Here is a 23917-nt window from a genome sequence, read left to right on the forward strand (position 1 = left end):
TTTCCGGGGCAATCAGGCGTGCAGAAGTGCTGGCGTCAGGTCGCCGTAACCGGTGAAACGGTATTCGTAGGTCAGCCCCAACGTGGCTGCGGCTTTGCGGGCTTTTTCCTGCAGTTTTTCGTCTTCGACCTGCGAGAGGTAGATGAGTTTCTTGTAGTGGCCGAAATACATGTCGCGCAGCTCCGGGTGGCGGTCGAGACCGAGCGGTTCGACGACGAAGGCCTCGAATTGGCGGGCAAGAAAATCCGTCAGGAAGAACGACGTGAAATCCTCGTCCCATCCGGCCTCGAAAGCGGCATTGCCGGCGAAGAAGGAAAAACAGTGCGGACCGGCAATGCGCTCGACCTTTTCCTCCTCGCAGAGCCTGTCAAGCAGGCCGCCGGTGCCGCAATCGGCATAGGCAACGAAGATGCGGCCAAAGCCTTTGGCGCGGGCCTTGTCGATGGCATTCTTTATGCCGGGCGTGATCTTGTCGGGGGTGTTGTGCCAGATGGCGGGAAGACAGCTGAGGTCGATATGATCGAGCTTGTTGGCCTCGCAGACGGCGAGAATTTCGCGGGCAATGGCGCCGCAAGCGATGACGTGAACTTTTTCCGCTTTCGTGCGTTGCATAGCTGAAGATCTTTCTTCCACGCCAACGTTATCTGTCACAATAAGGAACCCGACCCATGACAGCAAAGACAATCGCCACGATCGGTCTCGTACTCTTTTCCGTCACCACGCTTGCTTCGTGCGGCAATACCATTCGCGGCATGGGCGCTGATGCCGCCAACACCGTGGATGCGACCCAGGATGCCGGCCGCAAGGTTGATCGCGCTGCCAACTAAAGGCTGGACAAGATATAAGAAAACCGGCCGCGCTTTTCATTAGCTCGGCCGGTTTTTGCATGCTCAAATGCGCTTGATCAGGCGCCGGCCATCTGGTTGTGCTTGCGCTTCATGAATTCCTTTGCCGTTTCCACGGCCACTGCCGCGTCGCGGCAATAGGCATCGGCACCGACAGCCCTGCCGAATTCCTCGTTCAGCGGCGCCCCGCCGACCAGGACGACATAATCGTCACGCATGCCCTTTTCCTTCATCGTATCGATCACCACCTTCATGTAAGGCATGGTCGTGGTCAAAAGGGCTGACATGCCGAGGATATCGGGCTTTTCGCGCTCGATGGCGTCGAGATAGTTCTCGACCGGGTTGTTGATCCCCAGATCGATGACGTCGAAGCCGGCACCTTCCATCATCATGCCGACAAGGTTCTTGCCGATGTCATGGATATCGCCTTTGACGGTACCGATGACCACCTTGCCCTGCTTCGGTGCGCCGGTGGCGGCGAGCAGTGGACGCAGGATGAACATGCCGGCCTTCATGGCGTTGGCCGATAGAAGAACTTCAGGAACAAACAGAATGCCATCGCGGAAATCGACGCCGACGATCCGCATGCCTTCGACCAGCGCCTGGGTGAGAACATCATAGGGCGCCCAGCCGCGCTTCAGCAGGATTTGGGTCGCATCCTCAATCTCTTCCTTCATGCCGTCGTAGAGATCGTCATGCATCTGCTGCACGAGCTCGTCGTCGGAAAGATCCTCGAGAATGATTTCGTCGTCTGCCATGTGGGTTTCCTCGGTTCCTGGCGCTGTCAGGCTCAAACCTCGCCGACGCAGCTACTATACTTAGCTTTGTTGGTTCCAAAAGCTCTTTTCGAAAGCGACGTCGCATGCGATGAAAAACGACGGCGCTTCGATCGCTGGCAGACCGCATGTGGCCACATCCGATAAAAACCGTGTATCGCCGGATTTGACCGATGAAAAATGTGATATCGGCAATTCAAACAGTCCTGGTCAGAGACGTGCCGAGCAGGTCTTGCCGCTATCGTGTTCGAGTTGCGCCACCCGTTGGCGCATTGAGAACCGTTCGGATTCTGGGGCTTGGTAGCATAGGCCCGACATGTGCGCAGACAAGGCGCGGGAGAGGATAACAAAATGGTAGATGTGACCGAGCAAACGGAAGAAACCGGCGGACGCCGCTCGCGCGGCGAGGGCCGGGGTGCCGCAGCCCGTCGTGCTTCGCGTACCGGTGGTGGCGCTCCGCCGTCGCTTCCCTATATCACCCGCAAGATCCGCGAATACGAGGTGCTCGACGAGGAAGGCCTGGCACTGATCGAAGCCAATGCCGATCTCATTCTCGAGGAAATCGGCATCGAGTTCCGCGACGACGAAGAGGCGCTGGCGCTTTGGAAGCAAGCCGGAGCCGACGTTCGCGGACAGCGGGTACATTTTCCCAAAGGTCTGTGCCGGGAACTCTTGAAGACGGCGCCGTCCACCTTCACCTGGCATGCGCGCAATCCTGAGCGCAACGTCCAGATCGGCGGCAAGGCCACGGTGTTTGCACCGGTTTATGGACCTCCCTTCGTTCGCGACCTCGAAGGCCAGCGCCGCTACGCGACGATCGAGGATTTTCGCAATTTCGTAAAACTCGCCTATATGGCGCCGTCGATGCATTCGTCGGGCGGTACCGTCTGCGAGCCGGTCGATGTTCCGGTCAACAAGCGCCATCTCGACATGGTCTACAGCCATATCAAATATTCCGACAAGCCGTTCATGGGCTCGGTGACGGCACCGGAACGCGCCGAAGACACGATCGCCATGGCCAAGCTGGTGTTTGGCGATGACTTCGTCGAAAACAATTGCGTCACCCTCAACCTGATCAACGCCAACTCGCCGATGGTTTTCGACGAGACCATGGTCGGTGCCCTGAAGGTCTATGCCCGCCACAACCAGGCCTGCGTCGTTTCACCGTTCATCCTCTCCGGCGCCATGAGCCCGGTGACGGTCGCGGGTACGCTGACGCAGATTCTGGCCGAAGTGCTGGCCGGTGCCGCCTTCACCCAGCTGATCAGGCCGGGCGCACCGGTGCTGTTCGGCACGTTCGCGGCATCGATCTCGATGCAGTCGGGCGCGCCGACCTTCGGCACGCCAGAGCCGTCGCTGGTGTCTTATGGTGCGGCCCAGCTCGCCCGCCGTCTCGGCCTGCCGTTCCGCACCGGTGGCTCGCTTTGTGGATCGAAGGTTCCCGATGCGCAGGCCGCCCACGAATCGGCCAACACGTTGAACATGACACTGCTTGCGGGTACGAACTTCGTGCTGCACGCCGCCGGATGGCTTGAGGGTGGACTGGTCTCGTCCTATGAAAAGTTCATGATCGATCAGGACCAGCTCGGCATGATGCAGAAGATGGCTGAAGGCATCGATCTCTCCGAAAATGCGCAGGCACTCGATGCTATCCGCGAAGTTGGACCGGGCAGCCATTATCTCGGCTGCGCCCATACCCAGGCCAATTTCCAGACGGCATTCTACCGTTCGGCGCTGGCCGATAACAATTCCTTCGAACAGTGGGAAATCGAGGGCGAGAAGCGCGTTGAGCAGCGCGCCAATGCGCTGGCCCGCAGCTGGCTGGAACATTACGAACGGCCGCCGCTGGATGCCGCGATCGATGAAGCGCTGCTCGATTTCATCGCCAAGAAGAAGAATTCGATGCCCGACGCCTTCACTTGAAGAGAGCCCGAACAAGCCAGGGAGCAAGGCGGAGCGGCGCAAGTAGCAGATTTCATCCAGAAGGAAGTCTGGCGCCCACATTACGACAGGCAGGGGCCGAAACCGAAATGACCGGTCCCGTGACATCCAACGATGTTTTGAACGAACTCCGTGCAGCGCTTGCGCCGCACGGAGTTTTTTTACGCGGTGTCGTCAGCTTGCCGATGGCGAAACGGCGCCTGTCTTGAACGACGGGCAGGCGGCCCGCAGTGTCGTGCTGCTGGGAAATGCCGGCGGCTCGATCTGGACGGCGTTCGAGCGCTGGCGCAATTCCTTGCCCGACCGCGGTGGCGAACATCCGCTCGATGCCTGGTCTAAAGCCGTGATCCAACCGGTCGCGGGCGCTTTTGGCGCCACCGCCTATTTCCCCTCGGATCCGCCCTGGCAGCCGTTCCAGCAATGGGCGATGCGGGCGGAGGGCTTGAAAGCGTCACCGCTCGGCATTCTCATTCATCCGCAGTATGGTCTTTGGCACGGATATCGCGGCGCGCTGGGTTTCGCGCAGGCTTTTCCACCGGCGGCGAGCCCCAATCATCTACATCCCTGCGATCACTGTCCCAGCAAGCCCTGTCTTACCAGCTGTCCGGCGCAGGCTGTTTTGCCTTCCGGATTTCAAATCACTCCGTGCCGGGCCTATCTCAAGACAGCGGAGGGGCAGGGCGGCTGCATGGCTGGGGGATGTATCGCCCGCAATGTCTGCCCTGCCGGGGCCGGGTATCGGTACCCGATGGAGCAGCTGCATTTCCATATGGCTTCCCTGGGTTTATAGAACTCCTGCCTCCATTTTGCTGTTGTCGCGCGACAGGGTCGGACGCGTGTGAAATGAGGTGGATATGTTTCGTTCTTTAAGCATCGGGTTGGCCATGACCGCATCGTTTCTGTCCGCAGAGGAATCAGAGGCTGCCTGCCGTGAGGTGACGCATCTGACGCAACGCTATGCGGTCTGCAGTTTCGATCCTGCCGCCAGTGATATCGGCATTTTTCATCGTGGCCGCGATGGGCAACCGTATGGCGGCTTTGAACCTCTCCTGCGGGATTTGCGGCAGGAGGGCGAATATCTGGAATTCGCCATGAACGGCGGCATGTACGAGCGCGATCTGACCTCGGTCGGCCTGCTGGTCACCGATGGCGTCGAGCGCAAGACCCTCGACCGCGGCCACAGCTGGGGTAATTTCTACCTGAAGCCCAATGGTGTCTTCTTTCTGCAGGGCGGCCGCGCCGGTGTCCTTGAGACCGAAGCCTATGTCGATGCAGCGATCAAGCCGGATTTCGCCACGCAATCCGGGCCGATGCTGGTGATCGACGGTGCTGTGCATCCGGCCTTCCTCCCGAAAAGCGATAGCCTACAGATTCGCAATGGTGTCGGCGTCGATCGGCAGGGCATGGCGGTTTTTGCCGTCGCGCTGGAGCCGGTGCGCTTCCACGATTTTGCGACCCTGTTTCGCGACCGGCTGGGTTGCACCAACGCGCTCTTTCTCGATGGATCGATCTCCAGCCTGTTTGCTCCGGCTTTGGCGCGTTATGACAATACGCATCCGATGGGGCCGATCATTGCGGTGACACGGAAAATTCCAGGATCGTCAAAATAATTTCGATCCCGACCCAAGGATCGGCCAGGACCGAACGTCTCAGTACCAGTTGCATCAAATCCGGGCGGGTGATTTGGACGAGGATCTTATCGAACGGGCACAGAAGGGCGATCGAGACGCCTTCGGCCTGCTCGTCGAAAAGCATTATGATTTCGTCCATGCCGTTGCCTGGCGCTGGTCCGGCAATGTGGGCGATGCCGAGGATATCGCCCAGACGGTATGCCTGAAGCTGGGGCTGGCGATCCGGGCGTTTCGCGGTGCCAGCCGTTTTCGCACCTGGCTCTACACGCTGACCTTGAATGCCGCGCGCGATCATCAGCGCAGTCAATCACGGGAAAGACGCAACGCCGCAAACTTTCTGGCCGACCCGACCAGCGCAGCGGCAAACGACAATCACGCTCAGGCCGAGGCTTTATGGGAGGCCGTGCGGCGATTGCCCGATAAACAGAGCGATGCCGTCCTGCTGGTTTACGGGGAAGGCCTGTCCCATGCCGCCGCCGCCGATGTGATGGGATGTTCGGAGGCAACGGTGTCCTGGCATGTACATGAAGCCCGCAAACGGTTGAAAATCCTGCTCGGCAGGGAGACGATGTGATGAACGACGATCTGAAAAATCTTGGTCAGATGACCCCGCCGGCGCCTTCACCGGCTGCGCGCGCACGCGCCCTGTCGCTGGCAATGCAGGCTTTCGATGCATCTGAAAATAATTCCGACGCCACCCAAGGAACCGCCGGTGACCGGCGTCAAAGCTCCATATTCAACAGGCTATGGAGCCCCTTCATGAACAGAAAATTTCTCGCAGGTTCGGCACTCGCCACGCTTTTGGTGGTGCCCGCCGCCGCCTTTCTCACGCTGGAGCTGACGCGGCAGGGCTTGCCGGTGGATACGGTTAAGTCGACGGGTATAGTGACTGATAACAAGGTGGCGAAAACGGAACAGGCCGATGCGCCTGCAAGTTTGGACAGTGAAGCGCAAAAACCTCATGCGGAAATGGCTTTGCAGGACCGTCAGCTGGTGCGCCCAGAGCCGCAGCAGAAAAAACAGCCAGGCGGCTATTCTGCCGACGAAACCGCGGCGCTTTTGAACGGCCAGGATACGCAGGGGGGAAGCGCAAAAAGGGTTGCCTCTGGAACTGCTGCCGCTTCATCAGCTGAACAGGCAGATGCCGTCGCCCAACCGGAAATGGCACCGCAAGTTCAAGGAGCCATGGCGGCGGCACCTGCTATTGAGCAAGGGATGATCAGCGAACGCCTCGCCATGCCATCTCCGTCCCCCGCCCCTGTCGATACCCTTGCGCAACCGGAAGAAAACCGCGACCGTTTTAGCTCGGCCGATACCAATCCGGTCAAGTCCGTCGCCACCGATCCTGTCTCTACATTTTCGGCGGATGTCGATACGGCATCCTATTCCTTCGTGCGTAAATCGCTGATGGCGGGGGAAATGCCGGATCCCGACAGCGTCCGGGTCGAGGAGATGATCAACTATTTCCCGTATGACTGGCCGGGTCCGGACGGCAAGGACACGCCGTTCAAGGCGACGGTTACCGTGCTGCCGACGCCGTGGAATGCCAACACGCGGCTGATGCATGTCGGGATCAGGGGATATGATGTTGCCCCGGCGGTGGCACCGCGCGCCAACCTGGTGTTCCTGATTGACGTGTCCGGTTCCATGGACGAGCCGGACAAGCTGCCGCTTCTGAAAAGTGCCTTCCGGCTTCTGGTCGAGAAGCTGAAGCCTGAAGATAGCGTCTCCATCGTCACCTATGCCGGCAATGCCGGTACGGTGCTGGAACCGACAGCCATCAAGGACAAGGCGAAAATCCTGAACGCGATCGATACGCTGCAGCCGGGCGGCTCGACAGCGGGGGTGCAGGGGCTGGAGGCCGCTTACAATCTGGCGCAGCAGGCTTTCGTCAAAGGCGGCGTCAACCGGATCATGCTGGCCACCGACGGCGATTTCAATGTCGGCCCGTCCAGTGATGACGAATTGAAGGCAACGATCGAGGCCGAGCGCAAAAGCGGCATTTTCCTGTCGGTGCTCGGCTTTGGCCGTGGCAATTACAACGATGCGCTGATGCAGACGCTGGCGCAGAACGGCAATGGCACCGCTGCCTATATCGACACACTGGCCGAAGCGCAGAAAACGCTGGTCGAGGAGGCAGGATCGTCGCTCTTTCCGATTGCCAAGGACGTGAAATTTCAGGTGGAATTCAATCCGCAGCAAATCGCCGAGTATCGCTTGATCGGTTACGAAACCCGTGCGTTGAACCGCGAGGATTTCAACAATGACAAGGTCGATGCCGGCGATATCGGCTCCGGCCACCGGGTCACCGCGATCTATGAGATCACGCCGAAGGGAAGCCCGGCGGTTCTCAATGACGATCTGCGCTATGGTGCCGCTGCCCCGGCAGAGGAGGTCGATGTCAAGTCATCCCCGGAGCTGGCGTTTCTGAAGATCCGCTATAAAAAGCCGGATAGCGATACGAGCCAGTTGATCACCACCCCAGTGACGCAAGCCAATGCCGTGACCTCACTTGAACAGGCCGGACAGGATATCCGGTTCTCCGTCGCCGTTGCGGCTTTTGGCCAGAAGTTGCGGGGAACGGATGCCGTGTCCGCCTATTCCTATGGCTCAATCCTTGACCTTGCGTCTGGCGCAAAGGGCGAGGATGGCTATGGCTACCGGGCAGAGTTCCTCAATCTGGTACGGCTCGCCAAAAGCCTTAGCGGAGAATGATGCACTTGTTCTGACGTGTAACCAGACGCTCTCCGGTGCAACGGAGGGCGTTTGCCCATCTGCCCACGGCCGCAGGCACGCCGGTTGCGCATTCAAGCCTTCGGATAAGCCTTTTCCAGGCCGCCCGAACGAACGAGCCCGACGCGAAATGCCTGATAGGCGGCATGCTGGCTGGATTTGGCCGCTTCCATCAGACGTATTTGTAGCCGGGCAGGGGCATTTGCGCCCAGCCACGCTCCGAGCTTTTCAAGCTTGAGGGAATTCAACAGTTTTGCTGCAGAGGCAAGGTCGAGCTGGCGATACAGGCCTTCGATCAGATTCTCGTCCTGCGCGGCATTTTGAATCGTCAGCAACAGGTAGGCTTGTTCGCTTTCGCCAAGCGCCGTCAGCTTTTCGGCAACGGAATCACGGGCGGAAAACGGGGTGGGTGTACAGTTCATCTCTAGGCTTTCTTTGTGTCACGACGGATCATTCGAACGGAGGATTATCGGCCGAGGCTGGGGCAAAACTGGATTCGGCCCGCAAGGCTGGCGCAGCCTTGGCGGTGGTAATGGAGAATATTCGAATGTCATGGTCGGCGATGGCGCAGATTGGATGTTCAGACATTTTTCGAATGGTACCCAGTATGGCCCAGCTTTCGATCTGCATGCCCAGCAACCGGCCGTTGACGCAGTCGCTTAGTGCGATCGAGAGTGCGCTTGTCTATGCCGAGAAAACCGGCGCGCGGCTGATCGTGTCCGACAATTCCCGCGATTCGGAAAAGCGCGCGTTTCTTCAAAACCGTTCGCCCAATCTGCTCTATCATTCTTCGCCGAGCGAGGATGCGTCCGGCAATTGGCTGGAAGCCATGTCACTCGCTGACACGCCGTTCCTGCTGCCGATGGGCGATGACGATCAGATCCATTTCAACGCGGGCGAAACGCCGGTCGATCTTTCCTCGCTGCCAGGTGACGTTATTGGTGTTCGTCCGCACACGCAGATCTGGACGGCGGAGACTGGGGTTTGCCAGACGGAGTGTTTTGCGATCGATGCGTTGTCACCGGCCGAGCGTTTGCAGGAATTTTCCCGCAAGGTGATGGGCAATAACAGCATTTTCTACAGCATTTACCGGACCAGCGCTTTCGTGCCGTTGCTGCGGTTCTTCACGCAGGCTCACCCGACCAAGGGCGGCTATTGCGACTGGAGCCTGACCTTTGCATTGATCACCGCCGGCAGAATTCTCCATGATCCGTCGCTGATCTACCGGTACGATCTCGGCATCTGGGCGACGGGAAAAGGGATTGCGGACGCCTCCAGCAATCTTTACGTGAAAGCAGGCCTTCCTGCGGACAGCGAAAAATATGCTGCCCTTTTGCGGTTTTTGGACGTGCACGTTTTCACGCTTCGTCCCTCGCTACGACTGGCGCCAGTTGAACGCGGCGATGTGCTGCTGATGAACGGCCGGCTCGCCATGGCGGAATTTCTGCAGAGTGTGCGGACCAAGGCTGCAGAGTATGATGAGGTGGTGGTTTATCTGGCCGAAATGATCGAGCAGGAGCGGGAGATCGAAACGATCTTCCATCTGGCGTTGTTGATGACGGATTGCATTCAGCCGGGCTTGAAGGACGGCTACATCCGTTTCTTCCAGGCGGCTGCCGCAGCCTGAAATAAGAAGGGCGTGAAAGCCATTTGATTTTCAGGCCCTTCGATTTTGACAGAAGATGTTCCGCTCAGCCGCGGCGGCGGTTGCCGCGTTCACGCGCCGGGGCGGATGGGCCTTCATTGGCGGTCTTGTTGCGCATCGGGCCGATACGCTCGACGATGGCTTCGACGGTCGGCCGTTCACCCGGTACATAGGTGTCGAGCGCTACGCGCATCGCGGCCAGATGCTCGCAGGATGTGCCGCAGCAGCCGCCGATGATCTTGGCGCCGGCGTCTCGGGCAAGACGGGCATAGTCGGCCATCAACGGCGGTGTGCCGGAATAGTAGATTTCCGAACCACGGAATTCCGGAATGCCGCAATTGCCCTTGATGATGATGTTTGCCTCTGGATTGGCGTCCGTCATGTCGAGCAGTGATGACAGGATGTCAGAAGCACCGACGCCGCAATTGGCCCCGGTTGCGACCGGGCCGCTGCCGATGTCCTGGGCGACGGCAAACATATCTTTCGGATGCAGGCCCATCATCGTCTTGCCGGCCGTGTCGAACGAGCCGGTATAGACATAGGGCAGCCCGACCTTGACGGCTGCTTCCGCTGCAGCGCGGATTTCGTCCGTTGCGGACATCGTCTCGATCCAGGCGACTTCGGCGCCGCCGGCCTTCAGGCCCTCGATCTGCTCGACAAATGCCTCGACCGCATCCTCATAGCTCATGGCGCCCAGCGGGATCAGCAATTCGCCGGTCGGACCGACGGAGCCTGCCGTGATCACCTTGCGGGGAGCCTTGTCGGCAACGGCACGGGCGATTTCGGCGGCGCGCTTGTTGAGATCGTAAACGCGATCCTGCGCCTGATGCAGTTTCAGGCGATGACGTGTGCCGCCGAACGAATTGGTCAGGATGATGTCGGCGCCTGCATCGACGAAATCCTGATGCAGCTTGGTGATGTTTTCAGGCTTGGCTTCGTTCCAGAGCTCCGGCGCTTCGCCCGCTTCCAGTCCCATTGCAAACAACGAGGTGCCTGTCGCACCATCTGCGAGCAGTACGCCCTTTTCGGCGAGCAGGTCGGAAAGTGGATTGGCGTGCACGGTCATGGGGAATCCTGATCTCATCGGGTTTTCCAATCATATAAAGATATCCTTATATGATTGCAAGTGCGCTGTACCTGATGTTCTCAGTCCGCATTGCGCCGCAAGTTGCAGTGTGCCGCCATGTTCAGTCCGAAAACCGCCAGTGCCAGAAGCATCCACTGCGGATCGGCTCGGTTGAGGATGAAGGACTCCATCATGCCGTTATAGGTCATGAAGATGATGACCATCATGCAGAACTCGGAGAAATTCCGCCTGCCGCTGCGCCGGGCGGCGCGGATATAGTCGATGAGCGGTTTGACGAAGAGAAGCAGGATGATCACCATGCCGCCCGGAATCCCGAACGTCAGCAGCGCGTCGAGAAAGGTGTTGTGGGCCGATACGATACCGCGCACGTCCCAATCTGCTTCGAAATTGGCCTCCATGCCGCGAATGACCGGCGATTGCCAAAAGCTGGCATAGCCATGTCCAAACCAGGGATGCGCGGCGATGCTGTCTGATGCAAATTGCCAGATCGCATCGCGGCCGGTGAAGGTCGGATCATCCAGCACGGCTGCGGTCATCGCAAGCAGGCTGGGGGAATAGATCGTGCCGACGGTGAGGCAGGTGACGAGCACCGCGAAACACAGGTGCACGATGACGATGGCGCCGGAACTGCGGATGGCGCTGCCGCACAGCACGATGCCGATCGCCAGCGGCAGGAAGCCGATGGTCGTCTTCGAGCCGGTATGAAGAACGAAGATGACGGCAAGCAGCGTGATGGCCCATCCGCGCATGCGCGCGCCGGAGCGAATACAGTAGATGCCGAACATGGCGAGCACCGAAAAAACCGGGGCCGACACATTCTTGTGCGAGAGATGGCCGCGCCAGTAGCCGGCGTGCCATGACTCCAGGGCAGAGGCCTGATGGATCGCCCTTTCGGGCAACAGCACGAGGGCAGCATAATTGATGATGAGCAGCAGCAGCACGGCATTGGCACAGGCCTCGACAAAGTCCTTCTCGCTGCGCGGCAACACCAGAACGCCAGCGACCATGAGCATGGCGACAAGGCTAAGCGTCAAGCCGCGTGCCGACGCCGTCGGATCGTAGGACTGCAGACAGGAGAAATAGGCGATGGCAAAAATGATCAGCCAGCTGGGTGAGACCAGCTTTATCAATGTGCGGGGAGCAACGGAGGCCAGCATGGCGAAGATGAACAGCGCGCCCAGCCCGAGATAGCCGATCTGGTTGACCACATTCGCCGTCGTTCCAACGTCGCCCTCGGACACCACATCTCCCATGAAGGGATTGAGGGTGAAGATCATGACGAACAGGCCGAACGCCGACAGCAATGTCGTTGCGGCGCGCCTCATCGTCGCAACCCCTTCGGGCGCCGGCCGCGATATGAACATTCTGGTGTCTACGTTTCGCAAGGCGGTGTCCGTAACTGGCGGCGAAGACGTTGGCGGTCATTGCCGTCCATCCCATTCCGGAGCGACCCGTTCTTGTGGCGCGACGCGCGTGGGACAGCGGTTTGGGTGCCTTTTTGCACAGTGCCTCGACAGGGTTAAATCGTGGTAAAGATCGGTTCTTTGGCAGGCGGGTGTTGAGCTGGCGGCGGTCCCGTCTGCCGAATTCATTTACCTATCTGCCGGATTTTTGCCTGTTCAGCGGTCCGGTTAACGCAAAATTTCGGGAGCGTCGCATAACGCTTTTTCCATCGGCATGCGCGTTAGGCGTGCATGTTTTGCGCCGTGGGTGGAGCCAGCAGGATCATGACCAGTTCCGAAATCCGCAACTATGCTGTCTCCGATCCCACCGGCACCGGAAGCCCGGCCAGGGTTCGCTTCGCGGTGCTGGATTCCTGGCGGGGGATTTGCGCGCTGCTCGTCGCAATGATGCACTTTCCTGCGTCCGGGCCGCTGTCGGAAAGCCTTGTGATCCGCAACGCCTATCTGTTCGTCGATTACTTTTTCGTTCTGTCCGGTTTCGTCATCGCCCACCGTTACCGCTCCAGTATTTCCAACCGTACCGCCTATCTCCGGTTCGCGATCGTGCGCATTGGCCGCATTTATCCGCTGCACCTGGCGGTGCTTGCGGTTTTCGTCGCGTTCGAACTGCTCAGGCTGACGGTACCGGCACTGCGAGGCGACGGCGCCCCGCCTTTTTCGGATGGCAACAGCATCGGCGAGCTGATCAACAGCCTGCTGCTTCTGAACGGGATTGGGATGGACGTGCGCCTGACCTGGAACAGTCCCAGCTGGAGCATTTCGGCGGAGGTCTGGACCTATCTTCTGTTCGGTCTCGCCGTCCTGTCGCTCGGCCGCCGCCACTGGATTGTCTTCATTCCGGTGATCGCAGCCGGGATGGCGGCAATCTATGCCTGGTCGCCGGACCACATAGACACGACATGGCATCTTGGCCTTGTCCGTTGCCTCTACGGTTTTTCGCTCGGTGCGCTGCTCTATCACGTCCTCGGGCCGTGGCTGGTCGCTCGCCACCTTGGCGCGGCCACGCCGCGCGGCACCTCCGTTGCTGCCACATGCGTCGAATTTCTCGCGCTGGGTGCCATTCTTGGGTTCGTCGCGCTTGCCGGCAAGGGACCGCTGAACATTTTTGCGCCCTTTGTGTTTGCGCTGGCCATCTGCGTGTTTAGCTACGAAGGCGGTGCGCTCAGCCGCATTCTCAACCACCGGATTTTCCTGTGGCTGGGGACGTTGTCCTACGGAATCTACATGGTGCACATTTTCGTCCAGGCCCGCATGATCAATGCCGCCAGCGTCATCGAAAAACTGACGGGCCAAGCTTTTGTCGGCCCGTTCTCGATCGCACAGGAGGAGTTCTTCGGGTTCGGCGTGCGCGGGGCGGCTTTCGGCGTGATCATGACCCTTGTGATGGTCACACTCGTTGTCGTGACCGCACTTGTGGCTCATTTTGCGATCGAAAAGCCCGGCATCCGGCTGTCGAAAACAATTGCCGATAGATTGGGAGGCGAGCCTCGCAAGACGGGGGCGGGACAGGCCGGGTTGTCCGCCCTGTCCTCCTGAGAAAGGCAGTTATCAGGCTGCCTGCAGTTCATGGCCGATCGGCGTCACCATGGCGGAAATGATCGTGCGAAGGTCGAGCGAGCCGACCGGCCGGCCATTGGCATCGACGACATGGGCAATATTCTGATTGGCCATCGTCATCAGCCGGGCAGCGCTTTCGAGCACGGTTCCGATCGTGACCGGCACGCCTTCGGGGTTGCCGGATAGCGGTTTCATGATCGTTTCGACATTGATGACGCGACCGCGGTTCACTTCCTTGACAAAGGCGGTGATGTATTCGTCAGCCGGTTTGAGCACGATATCCTGGCCGGTACCCTGCTGGATCACCTTGCCGTCGCGCAGGATGGCGATTTTGTCGCCGAGCCGAAGGGCTTCGTCGAGATCGTGGGTGATGAACACCACGGTCTTCTTTAGCTCCTTCTGCAGGTCGAGTAGCACCGTCTGCATATCGACGCGGATCAACGGATCAAGCGCCGAATAGGCCTCGTCCATCAACAGGATATCGGCATCGTTGGTCAGCGCCCGGGCAAGCCCGACACGCTGCTGCATACCGCCCGAGAGCTGGTTGGGGTAGTGGTTTTCAAACCCCTTGAGGCCGACGCGTTCGATCCAGCCCTGCGCCCGCTTTCGGCTCTCCTCCATCGGCACGCCCTGGATTTCCAGGCCGTAGACGGTGTTTTCGATGATCGTCCGGTGCGGCAGAAGCGCAAACTTCTGAAAGACCATCGCCGTCTTGTGGCGCCGGAATTCGCGCAGGTCGTTTTCGTTCATCTTGCAGACATCGACGCCATCGTAGAGCACTTCGCCGGCCGTCGGGTCGATCAGACGGTTGATGTGGCGGATCAGCGTCGATTTGCCGGAGCCGGACAGGCCCATGACCACCATGACGCCGCCGGCCGGCATGGAGATGTTGATGTCCTGCAGGCCGAGCACATGGCCGTGCTTTTCATTGAGTTCGGTCTTGCCGAGCCCGGTTTTGACCTGATCGACGAAGTCGCGGCCGCGTGGTCCGAAGATCTTGTAGAGGTTCTTGACCTCGATTGCGTGACTAGCCATGGATCACCTCCGAGTGCTTTTGCAGCCGCTTGCCATAGGCCTGGCTGGTGCGGTCAAAAATGATGGCGATCGCAACAAGCGCGAAACCATTGAAGAAGCCGACGGTGAAGAACTGATTGTTGATCGCCTGCAGCACGTTGCGGCCAAGACCGCCGACGCCGACCATCGATGCGACGACGACCATGGCGAGAGACATCATGATGGTCTGGTTGATGCCGGCCATGATGGTCGGCAGCGCCAGCGGCATCTGGACATTTTTCAGCCGTTGCCAGGACGAAGAACCGAAGGCGTCGGCTGCTTCCAGCACTTCCTTGTCCACCAGCCGTATCCCCAAATTGGTCAGGCGGATCATCGGCGGGACGGCATAGATGACGACGGCGATCAGGCCCGGAACCTTGCCGATACCGAAGATCATCACCACAGGGATCAGATAGACGAAACTCGGCATCGTCTGCATGACGTCGAGTATCGGATTGATGATCGACTGGGCGCGCTCGGAGCGGGCCATCAGGATACCGATAGGCAGCCCGACGATGATGGCGATGAACGTGCAGACCGTGACCATGGCCAGGGTCACCATCGTGTCGTTCCACAGGCCGACAAGGCCGATCAACACCATTGAGAGGATCGTGCCGATGGTGATGCGCATGTCGCGGCTGCCATAGTAGACGATGGCAACCATCACGGCCAGGATAACGATCCAAGGCGAGCTCACGAACAGTTTTTCAAGAAAATTCAGAAACACCTGAAGCGGCTGGACCAGAGCATCGATGATATTGACATATTCGCGGACGAGGGCCTTGAAGCCATCATCAACGCTTTTGCGAGCCATTCGTATCGTCGTATCGTCGATTGCCGGAAATTTACAAAGCAGATCTGGCAAGTAACTGCATATTGCCATGTCGTTCCCCTTTAAACCGGAAGTTTTATAGTGCCGGCCGCGTCATCAGGACCTTGTTAAGGGCTACGCGCAGACTTGGGTGGTTTCTTCCGAACCCCGGCATGTCGAAAATGTGACAGCTTTTCGTCACAAGCGACTATGCCGTTTGCGACGATTTTCGTTTTCATATTGGTATTTGATGGAAATACCGGCGGCATTTCGTGTCGCCGGTATCGGGTTCACCTGTCTTCCGGCGCTGTGGCAACGTGCCGTGTGATTGACCGAAAGCCGGCAGCGACGTCAGCGCCGCTGCCGCAGGACAATCCCTTAGAGGGCTGCTTTGACCTTTTCGGCCACGTCCGGTGCCACCCACTTGGTCCACATGTCGGGATAGGTTTCCAGGAAGTACTTGGCAGCGTCTTCGTTGGTGCCCTGGTTGTCGGTCATCCAGGCGAGTACCTTGTTGACGGTGCCATTGTCCCACTTGCGGACCTTGACATAGTCCATGGCGACGCCGGCCTTCTCGGAAAAGGCCTTGGTCACGACCGTGTAGACGTCCGACGTCGGATAGGAGTTGACCTTCGGATCGGCGCAGTCAGGAACCGCCGTGCAGGCGTCCCAGTCGGCCTTGCTATGTTCGACGCCGAAGCTTAGCCGCGTCATCTGGTACTTGCCGAGGATAGCCGTGGGCGCCCAGTAGTAGCCGAGCCAGCCCGACTTCTTTTCAAAGGCGTTGGAGATCGAGCCGTCGAGGCCCGCTGCCGACCCGGTATCGACCAGTTCGAAGCCTTCTTTTTCGGCATTCAGGGCCTTGTAGAGGTTTGCAGTCGAGACCTGGCAGTTCCAGCCCGACGGACAATTGAAGATGGCGGCCTTCGAAGCGTCTTCCGGCGCCGGGAACAGTTCCGGATGTTTCAGTGCGTCCTGAACGGTCTTGATGTCAGGATGAGCGTCAGCCAGGAATTTCGGAATCCACCAGCCTTCGACGCCGCCTTCGCTGAGCAGCGGCGCGGCTTCGATCAAGCGGCCTTCCTTGATGGCGGCATCAAGCGGGGTGCGCACGGCATTGACCCACAATTCGGGCGCCATGTCCGGCTGGGCTTTTTCATTCATGGAAGTGAAGGTCGGCATGGTGTCGCCGGTCACAAGCGTCACCGTGCAACCATAGCCGTTTTCAAGAATATATTTGTCGACATGCGCGGCGACGCCGGCCGATGCCCAGTTCATTTCTGCAATGCTGACTTCGCCGCATTCGGCGGCTTGAGCGGAGCCGGCAAGCGCATAGAGGCCGGCGGCGAGAATTGTGGAAGCGAGGAGCTTCTTCATGTTTAAGACCTCCCAGTCTTATGCAGCCAAAATCGTGGGGTCCATCGGGATACTGCATCTCCCGGAAACCCGATCGTTCAGGTTGAAGCAGGCCGGGGGGCTCTTGTGGCAAGGCCAATCTTTCATCCCCGCTGCGACGGCGTTGGAGTTTTATTGTCTGGCCGCGGAACTCTGCCGCCAGCCATCTCTCCTTTTACCGTTAGGATCAGCGTAAGTATTCCACAGGAGAAATCAACCTCCGGAATCGCTTTAAGCCACGCAGGCAGCATTTTCGCGCCCTTGAAAGGTCCGTGCAAGCTGTTGAATTTTAATGAGCCGGGCAAGATTTTTGTGCAAATGCGCCCCTCTTTGGCGCAAAATTAGCACTGCTTCACACAAGAGTTGCAGAGCGTGTTTTATCGCAGACAAATTGTGTTCCGTATGCGCCTTCACATTGATTTTCATCCGGCACGAAAAAAAGTGAAAAAAACACGCAATTCATCTTTGGTTAATCTCTCACTAACCATCCGGTAACACTGTCAGGCTAATTGTTTTCCTGCGGCGGGGGATACTTGGCCGCCCGGCTGGATCAGGTTTTGCGTCCCGGCCGGAGCGATCTCCGGGTGTATGCCGGAGCGGCCATGTGTAGCTTTGGCAGACCGCACGGTTCCGCAAGGAACGGGTGCGGTTTTCGCGTTTCTGAGATATCGTTATCCGTGGCCAGGCACAAAAAAAACCGCGCCATTCAAACAAGGGCGCGGTTCGAAGTGTCAGTCTGGGAGAGGGGTTTCAGCCGACGCTGCGTGTGCGGATGAAGCCAAGCGGACCGAAAGGCGCGGACATGACCGTGTTGCGCACACGCGACTGGCTGTCGGGAACCTTCGAGTTCCAGGCGATCTGAACGAAATTTGGCTTGCTGAAGATGAACAACATCGGGGTTTGACCTTGGGTGTGGAGCGTCTTTCGCTCCGTGCTTTGATGGTGCTGATATAAGCCCGTTTTCGCCGAATACAACGAGTATTTTTGCCACGCGATGTCGCTTTTTGGACAGTTCGACATCCGTGCCGCACAAGCCTCGCAGCAGCTTGAAATATCGCGTGAAAAACCGGCATCAAACACGGCGGAAATGCGGCGGAATATGGCTTTTCTTGCGGTGGATGCAATGCTAGATCAGGCGCCATGACAAAGACGATCATGCTTCAGGGAACCGGCTCCGATGTCGGAAAAACGGTACTCGTGGCGGGGCTCTGCCGCATCGCTGCCAATCGCGGCCTGAAGGTCGCTCCGTTCAAGCCGCAGAACATGTCCAACAACGCGGCAGTCTCCGACGATGGCGGCGAGATCGGCCGGGCTCAATGGCTGCAATCGATGGCGGCACGCATCCCATCATCGGTGCATATGAACCCAGTTCTGCTGAAGCCACAGTCCGAGACCGGCAGCCAGATCATCGTCCAGGGCAAGGTGGCGGGGCAGGCGAGAGGGCGCGATTATCAGGCCTTGAAGCCGAAGCTGATGGGCGCCGTCATGGACAGTTTCGAGATCGTCCGGTCCGGCGTCGATCTGGTCGTCGTCGAAGGGGCGGGGTCACCGGCCGAAATCAACCTGCGTGCCGGCGATATCGCCAATATGGGCTTTGCCACGCGCGCCAATGTGCCCGTGGTCCTGATCGGTGACATCGATCGCGGCGGCGTTATCGCGTCGCTAGTTGGCACTCACACCATTTTGTCCGGCGAAGACCGCGCGATGATCAGCGGCTACATCATCAACAAGTTCCGTGGTGACGTGTCGCTGTTTGACGATGGGATCGCAGCGGTGAACGGCTTTACCGGCTGGCCTTGTCTCGGCGTCGTGCCCTGGCTGAAAAGTGCTGCCCGTCTGCCGGCCGAAGATTCCGTGGTTCTGGAAAAGCTGGCGCGAGGCACGGGCAGGGCGCTCAAGGTCGCCGTGCCGGTTCTGTCGCGCATCGCCAATTTCGACGATCTTGATCCTCTGGCTGCCGAACCCGAGGTCGATCTCGTTTTTGTTCGGGCCGGCGAGCGCATTCCCGCTGACGCCGGTCTGGTGGTGATCCCGGGATCGAAGGCGACGATCGCCGATCTCGCCGATTTTCGCGCGCAAGGATGGGACCATGATCTGCAGGCACATGTGCGGCGCGGCGGCCGTGTCATCGGTATCTGCGGCGGCTTTCAGATGCTCGGAGCGCGCGTCACCGATCCGCACGGCATCGAGGGCAATATCAGTGAGATCGAGGGACTTGGCTTGCTCGCAGTCGAAACGGAGATGGCGGCGGAAAAGACGGTGCGTAACAGCAGCGCCCGCTCGGCGATCTACGATGTTGCGCTGGAGGGTTACGAAATCCACCTCGGCCGTACAACGGGTCCCGATTGCGCCCGCCCGGCGGTGATTATCGACGGCCGGGCAGACGGGGCGGTGTCGGCCAACGGCATGGTCAGCGGTACCTATCTGCACGGCCTGTTTGCCAGCGACGCCTATCGTTCGGCACTGCTCAAAAGTTTCGGCATCGAAGGCGGCGGCGAAAACTACCGCATCTCGGTTGACCGTGCGCTCGACGATGTCGCAGCCGAGCTGGAAGCGGTGCTTGAGCCGCGATGGCTCGACAGCCTGATGTCCTGAGCGGGGCGAACCCTTCAGATTTCTCCGGATGCCTCGCGGCGTCTGCGGTCAAGCTCTTCGCTGTAACGGCGCAGCGTATGGCTTTCCGTCAACAGGCCGACGACGCGCCGTTCGATGAGATTGTTGACCACGGCCAGCCCATCGCTCTCCGTGGTGTCGAACAAGGCGGCTGCCTGCTTGGCGTTCATGTTCGGCTGCAGGAAATCGTTGGGAAGGCGGATGAAGCCGGAAAGGTCTTGCTTTTCCTCGCTGGCCTCGATGGGGCTGGCATAGACTTCCGGCACCTGGATGATGCCGGCATATTTTGCGCCATCGACGACGACGACCCGTTGTGTCGATCCAAGCGGAAAATCTCTCCGGAAATCCTCCAGCGTTGCCTGCGCATCGATCGTACGAACGTCGGTACGCATCAGGCGGCCGACGGTGAGGTTCCGGATCCAGCCAACATCATGAGCACTGCGGATGCTCTCACCGCGCAGGTGAAAGCGCCAGGTGGCGAACGAGTAGCCGAAGGTGGTGCGCACAACGAGCGAGGAGGTGATCACGGCTGCCAGAACAAGGACGGTGATGGGGAAGTCGCCGGTGATTTCCAGCGCCAGGAACGTCATCGTCAACGGTCCGCCGATGATGGCAACCGCAAGCGAACTCATGCCGACGACCGCATAGATGACCGGCGTCAGCGTTGCCTGGGCAAAGACGTAGGGCGCGGAAAAGGCAAACAGCTTGCCGAGCAGCGCGCCCATGAACAGCGACGCAAAGAACAGGCCGCCGCGAAAGCCGGAACCGATGGAGACCGCCGAGGCGAGGGATTTCATCAGGAACAGGCCGATCAGCATCGGGATTGCCGGCGAACTGGCGAGATTGAGATGCAGGGCACCGTGACCGGCCGAGAGCACCTGGGGCGACACCAGTGCCAAAAGGCCGACGACGATGCCGCCGAGCGCCGGGCGCGCGGGAGCGGGGATAAAACTGCGTCGGGCAAGCCCCTCGATGAGCGAGACGCCCTTCATCAAGAGGATGCCCATGGCAGCGCAGAAGCAGCCGAGCAGCAATGCCGGCAGATAGTCGGCCGGAACGACGGCGCCGAACTGGCCGACATCGATGGTGAAATCGCCCGCATACAGCCATCGGGCCACGAGATTGGCGATCAGGGCGGAAACGACCACCGGCGTCAGCGACACGATCGTATAGGTGCCGATGATCAGCTCGAAGGCATAGAAGGCACCGGTCAGCGGCGCATTGAACGCGGCGGCAATGGCGCCGGCAGCGCCGCAACCGACCAGGGTGCGCAGATCCGAGCGGCGAAGCTGCAGCGAGATGCCGAGCTTGGAGGCGATGCCGGACGCCAGCTGCGTGTAACCGGCCTCAAGCCCGACGGAGGCACCAAAGCCGTTGGAGATCAGGTTCTGTATCGCGACGACGATGCTGTCGGTGAGCGAGAGACGGCCGCCATGCAGGGCGTTGGCCTCGATCGGATCGACCATCGGCTTCTTGCGCCAGGATGCCAGAAGCATCATCACCAGGCCGAGAATGATCCCACCGGCCACCGGCGCGATCAATACGGAAATTTCGCCCTGCAGATTGCTGGAACTCAGCCTTTCGTCATCGGCAATGCCGAAGATCAGGCTGTGCAGGCGGCTCGATATGATGCTCATCGCGGTGACGGCAAGACCCGACGTTACACCGACGATCATGCCCGCGACGACCAGGCCGAGTTCGCTCCGCCGCGCAAAGGCCCGCATCCGCCCGAGATCGAAAAGCAGCGAGAGATAGCCGAGCCGCCGCAGGTTAAGTTTCGGAATCATCTTCAGCTTCATTGCCTGGCCATCCTGTCTCTGCGCCGTCGTGGGCATTTCCGCTTTTCTTCGAATTGCGAAAACCGCCTGTCTTTTTTTCTACGCAATTTCGGACGCAAAACCGCTGCGCACTTCCGCTGGAATTGCTCTAGAAGGCATGGTCTGGGAGATCAAGCTTAGTCTTGCCGAGGCCGCGCCAAACCATGGCGGCGAGAGAGTGCCGCAATTGACTTGATCCAGGCGAGCGCCTAATCATCGGTCATTGGATGGTTCCCGATATGCCGTTGCATGTTGGGAGTAAATGGGAATGCGACGGGCCGGACCCAGACCGGGCGTCCTTATCGCAGCCGACCCCGCGACTGTAGAACGGTCAGGGTTCGCCATCCGGGAAAGCCGATGTTTCCGGACTGTCCGCATTCGCGGCAGCGGTAAGGATCGGCCCAACCGGAAAAGCCACTGGAGTAGCATCACGATCTGCCGGGGCCGGACGCCTCTAAATCTACGAATCGTCCGCCTCTTCGTGATATCAGTCGATTGCGGTGACGCAATCTGGCGCAAAAACTCCGGGAAGGCGAGGCGGGCCCGTTCGTCCCTTTTGGGGCGTGGCGCCGTGAGCCAGGAGACCTGCCATCCTCAAGGGCCCCGTCTTCGATAGGGCTCGCCCAATCCAGGGAGAGATACTCCCGATGCCAGCACGGAGGTTGTCATGGCTTTATTATCCCGTTCCCGGAACGGCCTGTTTCGCGTTGCCGCGAATGCCGCTTTGCGTGACCCAAGGGTTCCTGTCCTTTCCGGCGCGCGCTGAGGCCAGGATCTTTTCATGACATCGATACTGTCAGGCAGCGTGCTGGTTCTGGGCGGCGCCCGTTCCGGCAAATCCGCTTTCGCCGAAAAACTCGTGACGGCGTCGGGTCTGCGCATCCATTACGTCGCGACCGGAAGGGCCTGGGACGGCGATATGCAGGCAAGAATTAGTGAGCATCGCGATCGCCGCGGCGCCGATTGGCAGACCCATGAGGAACCACTCGACCTTGCCGGCTGCCTGAAGGCGATCGATGCGCCTGATCGCATCGTTCTAATCGATTGCCTGACGCTCTGGGTCACCAATCTGATGATGGAACATCGGGATATCGCGGCGGAATTTGAACGGCTTGCGGCCTATGTGCCGCAGGCCAAGGCCAAGCTGGTCTTCGTTTCGAACGAAGTCGGGCTGGGCATCGTGCCGGAGAACCGGATGGCGCGCGATTTTCGCGACCATGCCGGCCGGCTGCACCAGATCATTGCGGAGATATCCGCAGACGTCTATTTTATCGCGGCTGGATTGCCGCTGAAAATGAAGGGTTGATCCATGACTATTGAAAAGGCCGCCCACGGCAAGATCCCGGCGACCGTCATCACCGGCTTTCTCGGTGCCGGCAAGACGACGATGATCCGTAACATCCTGCAAAATGCCGGCGGCCGGCGCATCGCGCTGATCATCAACGAATTCGGCGATCTCGGCGTCGATGGCGACGTCTTGAAGGGCTGCGGCGCCGAAGCCTGCAGCGAGGACGATATCATCGAGCTGACCAATGGCTGCATCTGCTGCACCGTCGCCGACGATTTCATCCCGACGATGACGAAGCTGCTCGAGCGCGAAAACCGCCCCGACCATATCATCATCGAAACGTCCGGTCTGGCGCTGCCACAGCCGCTGATCGCCGCCTTCAACTGGCCGGATATCCGCACGCAGGTGACCGTCGATGGCGTCATCACCGTCGTAGACAGTGCCGCCGTCGCTGCCGGACGCTTTGCCGACGATCATGACAAGGTCGATGCGCTGCGCGTCAACGACGACAATCTCGATCACGAAAGCCCGATCGAGGAACTGTTCGAAGACCAGCTGACCGCTGCCGACCTGATCATTCTCAACAAAACCGACCTGCTCGATTCGACCGGCCTTGCCTTTGTCCGCAACGAGGTCTCTTCGCGCACCAGCCGCAAGCCGACGATGATCGAGGCGAAGAACGGCGAGGTTTCCGCCGCCGTCCTGCTCGGCCTCGGCGTCGGCACCGAAAGCGACATCGCCAACCGCAGGTCCCATCACGAGATGGAGCACGAGGCCGGTGAAGAGCACAGCCATGACGAATTCGACAGCTTCGTCGTCGAACTGGGTTCGATTGCGGATCCGGCCGCTTTCATCGAAAAGCTGAAGCCGATCATTGCCGAGCATGACGTGCTGCGCCTGAAGGGGTTTGCGGACATTCCCGGCAAGCCGATGCGTCTGCTGATCCAGGGCGTCGGCGCCCGCATCGACCAGTATTTCGACCGCCCCTGGGCTGCCGGCGAAGTGCGCCGCACGCGCCTGGTCGTCATCGGCCTGCACGACATGGATGAAGCCGCCGTGCGTGCCGCGATCGCTGCGGCGGTTTGAGGGCGCTTTGACCGGGCGAGACCATAACCCCTCCCCAACCCCTCCCCACAAGGGGGAGGGGCTTGGACTGCGTTTGCCGCGCCTTTCGTGGCTGTTTGAGCCGTTCGGAGTACGCTTCTTGGATGAGGTTACCGGGTTTGGCATAAGGGTTCGGCAGATAAGCCCCGCCCCCTTGT

At 59.6% G+C, this 23917-nt stretch carries 21 protein-coding genes, 1 pseudogene and 1 riboswitch; of the genes and pseudogenes, 11 read left to right on the plus strand and 11 right to left on the minus strand.

Features of this window, described 5'->3' with window-relative positions:
* Positions 1-12: 12 nt before the first annotated feature.
* Entirely contained in the window at positions 13-612 is a 600-nt protein-coding gene (locus ACP7BS_RS02895) for a DUF1638 domain-containing protein (protein ID WP_426235971.1), read from the minus strand.
* 56 nt (positions 613-668) lie between these two features.
* On the opposite strand from ACP7BS_RS02895, the gene ACP7BS_RS02900 reads away from it, so the two are divergent.
* Complete coding sequence (locus ACP7BS_RS02900; RefSeq protein WP_060640439.1) at positions 669-827, plus strand: hypothetical protein; 159 nt, start codon at positions 669-671, stop codon at positions 825-827.
* 77 nt (positions 828-904) lie between these two features.
* On the opposite strand, the gene ACP7BS_RS02905 is transcribed toward ACP7BS_RS02900, so the two are convergent.
* Positions 905-1603 carry a corrinoid protein gene (locus ACP7BS_RS02905; protein ID WP_426235973.1) on the minus strand — a complete coding sequence of 233 codons (699 nt, stop codon included), beginning with the start codon at positions 1601-1603 and terminating at the stop codon, positions 905-907.
* A gap of 369 nt (positions 1604-1972) precedes the next feature.
* Here ACP7BS_RS02905 and ACP7BS_RS02910 point away from each other — a divergent pair, with 369 nt between their 5' ends.
* The 5 genes and pseudogenes from ACP7BS_RS02910 to ACP7BS_RS02930 all read left to right on the plus strand — a co-directional run bounded on the left by ACP7BS_RS02910 (position 1973) and on the right by ACP7BS_RS02930 (position 7908).
* A complete protein-coding gene (locus ACP7BS_RS02910) occupies positions 1973-3544 on the plus strand; it encodes a trimethylamine methyltransferase family protein (RefSeq protein ID WP_426235975.1) in 1572 nt (523 codons plus the stop codon).
* A gap of 107 nt (positions 3545-3651) precedes the next feature.
* Positions 3652-4352 (plus strand): annotated as a pseudogene (locus ACP7BS_RS02915) (ferredoxin).
* Between the two features lie 64 nt (positions 4353-4416).
* Complete coding sequence (locus ACP7BS_RS02920; protein WP_426235977.1) at positions 4417-5172, plus strand: phosphodiester glycosidase family protein; 756 nt, start codon at positions 4417-4419, stop codon at positions 5170-5172.
* A 73-nt stretch (positions 5173-5245) separates the two neighbouring features.
* A complete protein-coding gene (locus ACP7BS_RS02925) occupies positions 5246-5767 on the plus strand; it encodes an RNA polymerase sigma factor (protein WP_426235978.1) in 522 nt (173 codons plus the stop codon).
* Positions 5767-7908 (plus strand): vWA domain-containing protein, encoded by a 2142-nt coding sequence (locus tag ACP7BS_RS02930; RefSeq protein ID WP_426235980.1) that lies wholly within the window; start codon positions 5767-5769, stop codon positions 7906-7908. Before ACP7BS_RS02925 ends, ACP7BS_RS02930 begins: the two co-directional genes overlap by 1 nt.
* Before the next feature lie 92 nt (positions 7909-8000).
* Here ACP7BS_RS02930 and ACP7BS_RS02935 read toward each other — a convergent pair whose 3' ends face one another.
* Both ACP7BS_RS02935 and ACP7BS_RS02940 read right to left on the minus strand, forming a co-directional pair.
* Complete coding sequence (locus tag ACP7BS_RS02935) at positions 8001-8348, minus strand: hypothetical protein (protein WP_426235982.1); 348 nt, start codon at positions 8346-8348, stop codon at positions 8001-8003.
* A 28-nt stretch (positions 8349-8376) separates the two neighbouring features.
* Positions 8377-8556: a hypothetical protein gene (locus ACP7BS_RS02940; protein WP_426235983.1), complete on the minus strand. Its 180-nt coding sequence runs from the start codon at positions 8554-8556 to the stop codon at positions 8377-8379.
* A gap of 16 nt (positions 8557-8572) precedes the next feature.
* On the opposite strand from ACP7BS_RS02940, the gene ACP7BS_RS02945 reads away from it, so the two are divergent.
* Positions 8573-9553: a hypothetical protein gene (locus ACP7BS_RS02945; protein WP_426235985.1), complete on the plus strand. Its 981-nt coding sequence runs from the start codon at positions 8573-8575 to the stop codon at positions 9551-9553.
* A gap of 64 nt (positions 9554-9617) precedes the next feature.
* Here the strand turns inward: ACP7BS_RS02945 and bmt are convergent, their stop codons facing one another.
* Both bmt and ACP7BS_RS02955 read right to left on the minus strand, forming a co-directional pair.
* Positions 9618-10637 (minus strand): betaine--homocysteine S-methyltransferase, encoded by a 1020-nt coding sequence (gene bmt, locus ACP7BS_RS02950; RefSeq protein ID WP_426228534.1) that lies wholly within the window; start codon positions 10635-10637, stop codon positions 9618-9620.
* Positions 10638-10717: 80 nt separating this feature from the next.
* Entirely contained in the window at positions 10718-11983 is a 1266-nt protein-coding gene (locus ACP7BS_RS02955; protein WP_426235987.1) for an O-antigen ligase family protein, read from the minus strand.
* Between the two features lie 402 nt (positions 11984-12385).
* On the opposite strand from ACP7BS_RS02955, the gene ACP7BS_RS02960 reads away from it, so the two are divergent.
* On the plus strand, positions 12386-13657 hold the full coding sequence (locus ACP7BS_RS02960; protein ID WP_426235989.1) for an acyltransferase family protein: 1272 nt from the start codon (positions 12386-12388) through the stop codon (positions 13655-13657).
* A 12-nt stretch (positions 13658-13669) separates the two neighbouring features.
* Here ACP7BS_RS02960 and ACP7BS_RS02965 read toward each other — a convergent pair whose 3' ends face one another.
* The 4 genes from ACP7BS_RS02965 to ACP7BS_RS02980 all read right to left on the minus strand — a co-directional run bounded on the left by ACP7BS_RS02965 (position 13670) and on the right by ACP7BS_RS02980 (position 18017).
* Entirely contained in the window at positions 13670-14713 is a 1044-nt protein-coding gene (locus ACP7BS_RS02965) for a quaternary amine ABC transporter ATP-binding protein (protein ID WP_426227938.1), read from the minus strand.
* Complete coding sequence (locus ACP7BS_RS02970) at positions 14706-15614, minus strand: ABC transporter permease (RefSeq protein ID WP_426235991.1); 909 nt, start codon at positions 15612-15614, stop codon at positions 14706-14708. The genes ACP7BS_RS02965 and ACP7BS_RS02970 overlap by 8 nt, the downstream gene beginning before the upstream one ends.
* Before the next feature lie 306 nt (positions 15615-15920).
* Entirely contained in the window at positions 15921-16919 is a 999-nt protein-coding gene (locus ACP7BS_RS02975) for an ABC transporter substrate-binding protein (protein ID WP_426227942.1), read from the minus strand.
* Between the two features lie 768 nt (positions 16920-17687).
* A complete protein-coding gene (locus ACP7BS_RS02980) occupies positions 17688-18017 on the minus strand; it encodes a hypothetical protein (protein ID WP_426236492.1) in 330 nt (109 codons plus the stop codon).
* Between the two features lie 60 nt (positions 18018-18077).
* Here ACP7BS_RS02980 and ACP7BS_RS02985 point away from each other — a divergent pair, with 60 nt between their 5' ends.
* Positions 18078-19532, plus strand: a complete 1455-nt coding sequence (locus ACP7BS_RS02985; protein ID WP_426235993.1) for a cobyric acid synthase — start codon at positions 18078-18080, stop codon at positions 19530-19532.
* 14 nt (positions 19533-19546) lie between these two features.
* Here the strand turns inward: ACP7BS_RS02985 and ACP7BS_RS02990 are convergent, their stop codons facing one another.
* Positions 19547-21337 (minus strand): chloride channel protein, encoded by a 1791-nt coding sequence (locus ACP7BS_RS02990; protein WP_426236469.1) that lies wholly within the window; start codon positions 21335-21337, stop codon positions 19547-19549.
* Between the two features lie 241 nt (positions 21338-21578).
* A riboswitch (cobalamin riboswitch) is annotated at positions 21579-21974 on the plus strand.
* A gap of 174 nt (positions 21975-22148) precedes the next feature.
* Between ACP7BS_RS02990 and cobU the strand changes: the two genes are divergently transcribed.
* Together cobU and cobW are read left to right on the plus strand one after the other, a co-directional pair.
* The gene (cobU, locus tag ACP7BS_RS02995; protein ID WP_426235995.1) at positions 22149-22673 is read left to right on the plus strand and encodes a bifunctional adenosylcobinamide kinase/adenosylcobinamide-phosphate guanylyltransferase; all 525 of its coding nucleotides are present in this window, start codon (positions 22149-22151) and stop codon (positions 22671-22673) included.
* A 3-nt stretch (positions 22674-22676) separates the two neighbouring features.
* The gene (gene cobW / locus ACP7BS_RS03000; RefSeq protein WP_426235997.1) at positions 22677-23741 is read left to right on the plus strand and encodes a cobalamin biosynthesis protein CobW; all 1065 of its coding nucleotides are present in this window, start codon (positions 22677-22679) and stop codon (positions 23739-23741) included.
* Positions 23742-23917: the final 176 nt, after the last annotated feature.

This window comes from Pararhizobium sp. DWP1-1-3, from assembly GCF_049896125.1.
GTDB lineage: Bacteria > Pseudomonadota > Alphaproteobacteria > Rhizobiales > Rhizobiaceae > Pararhizobium.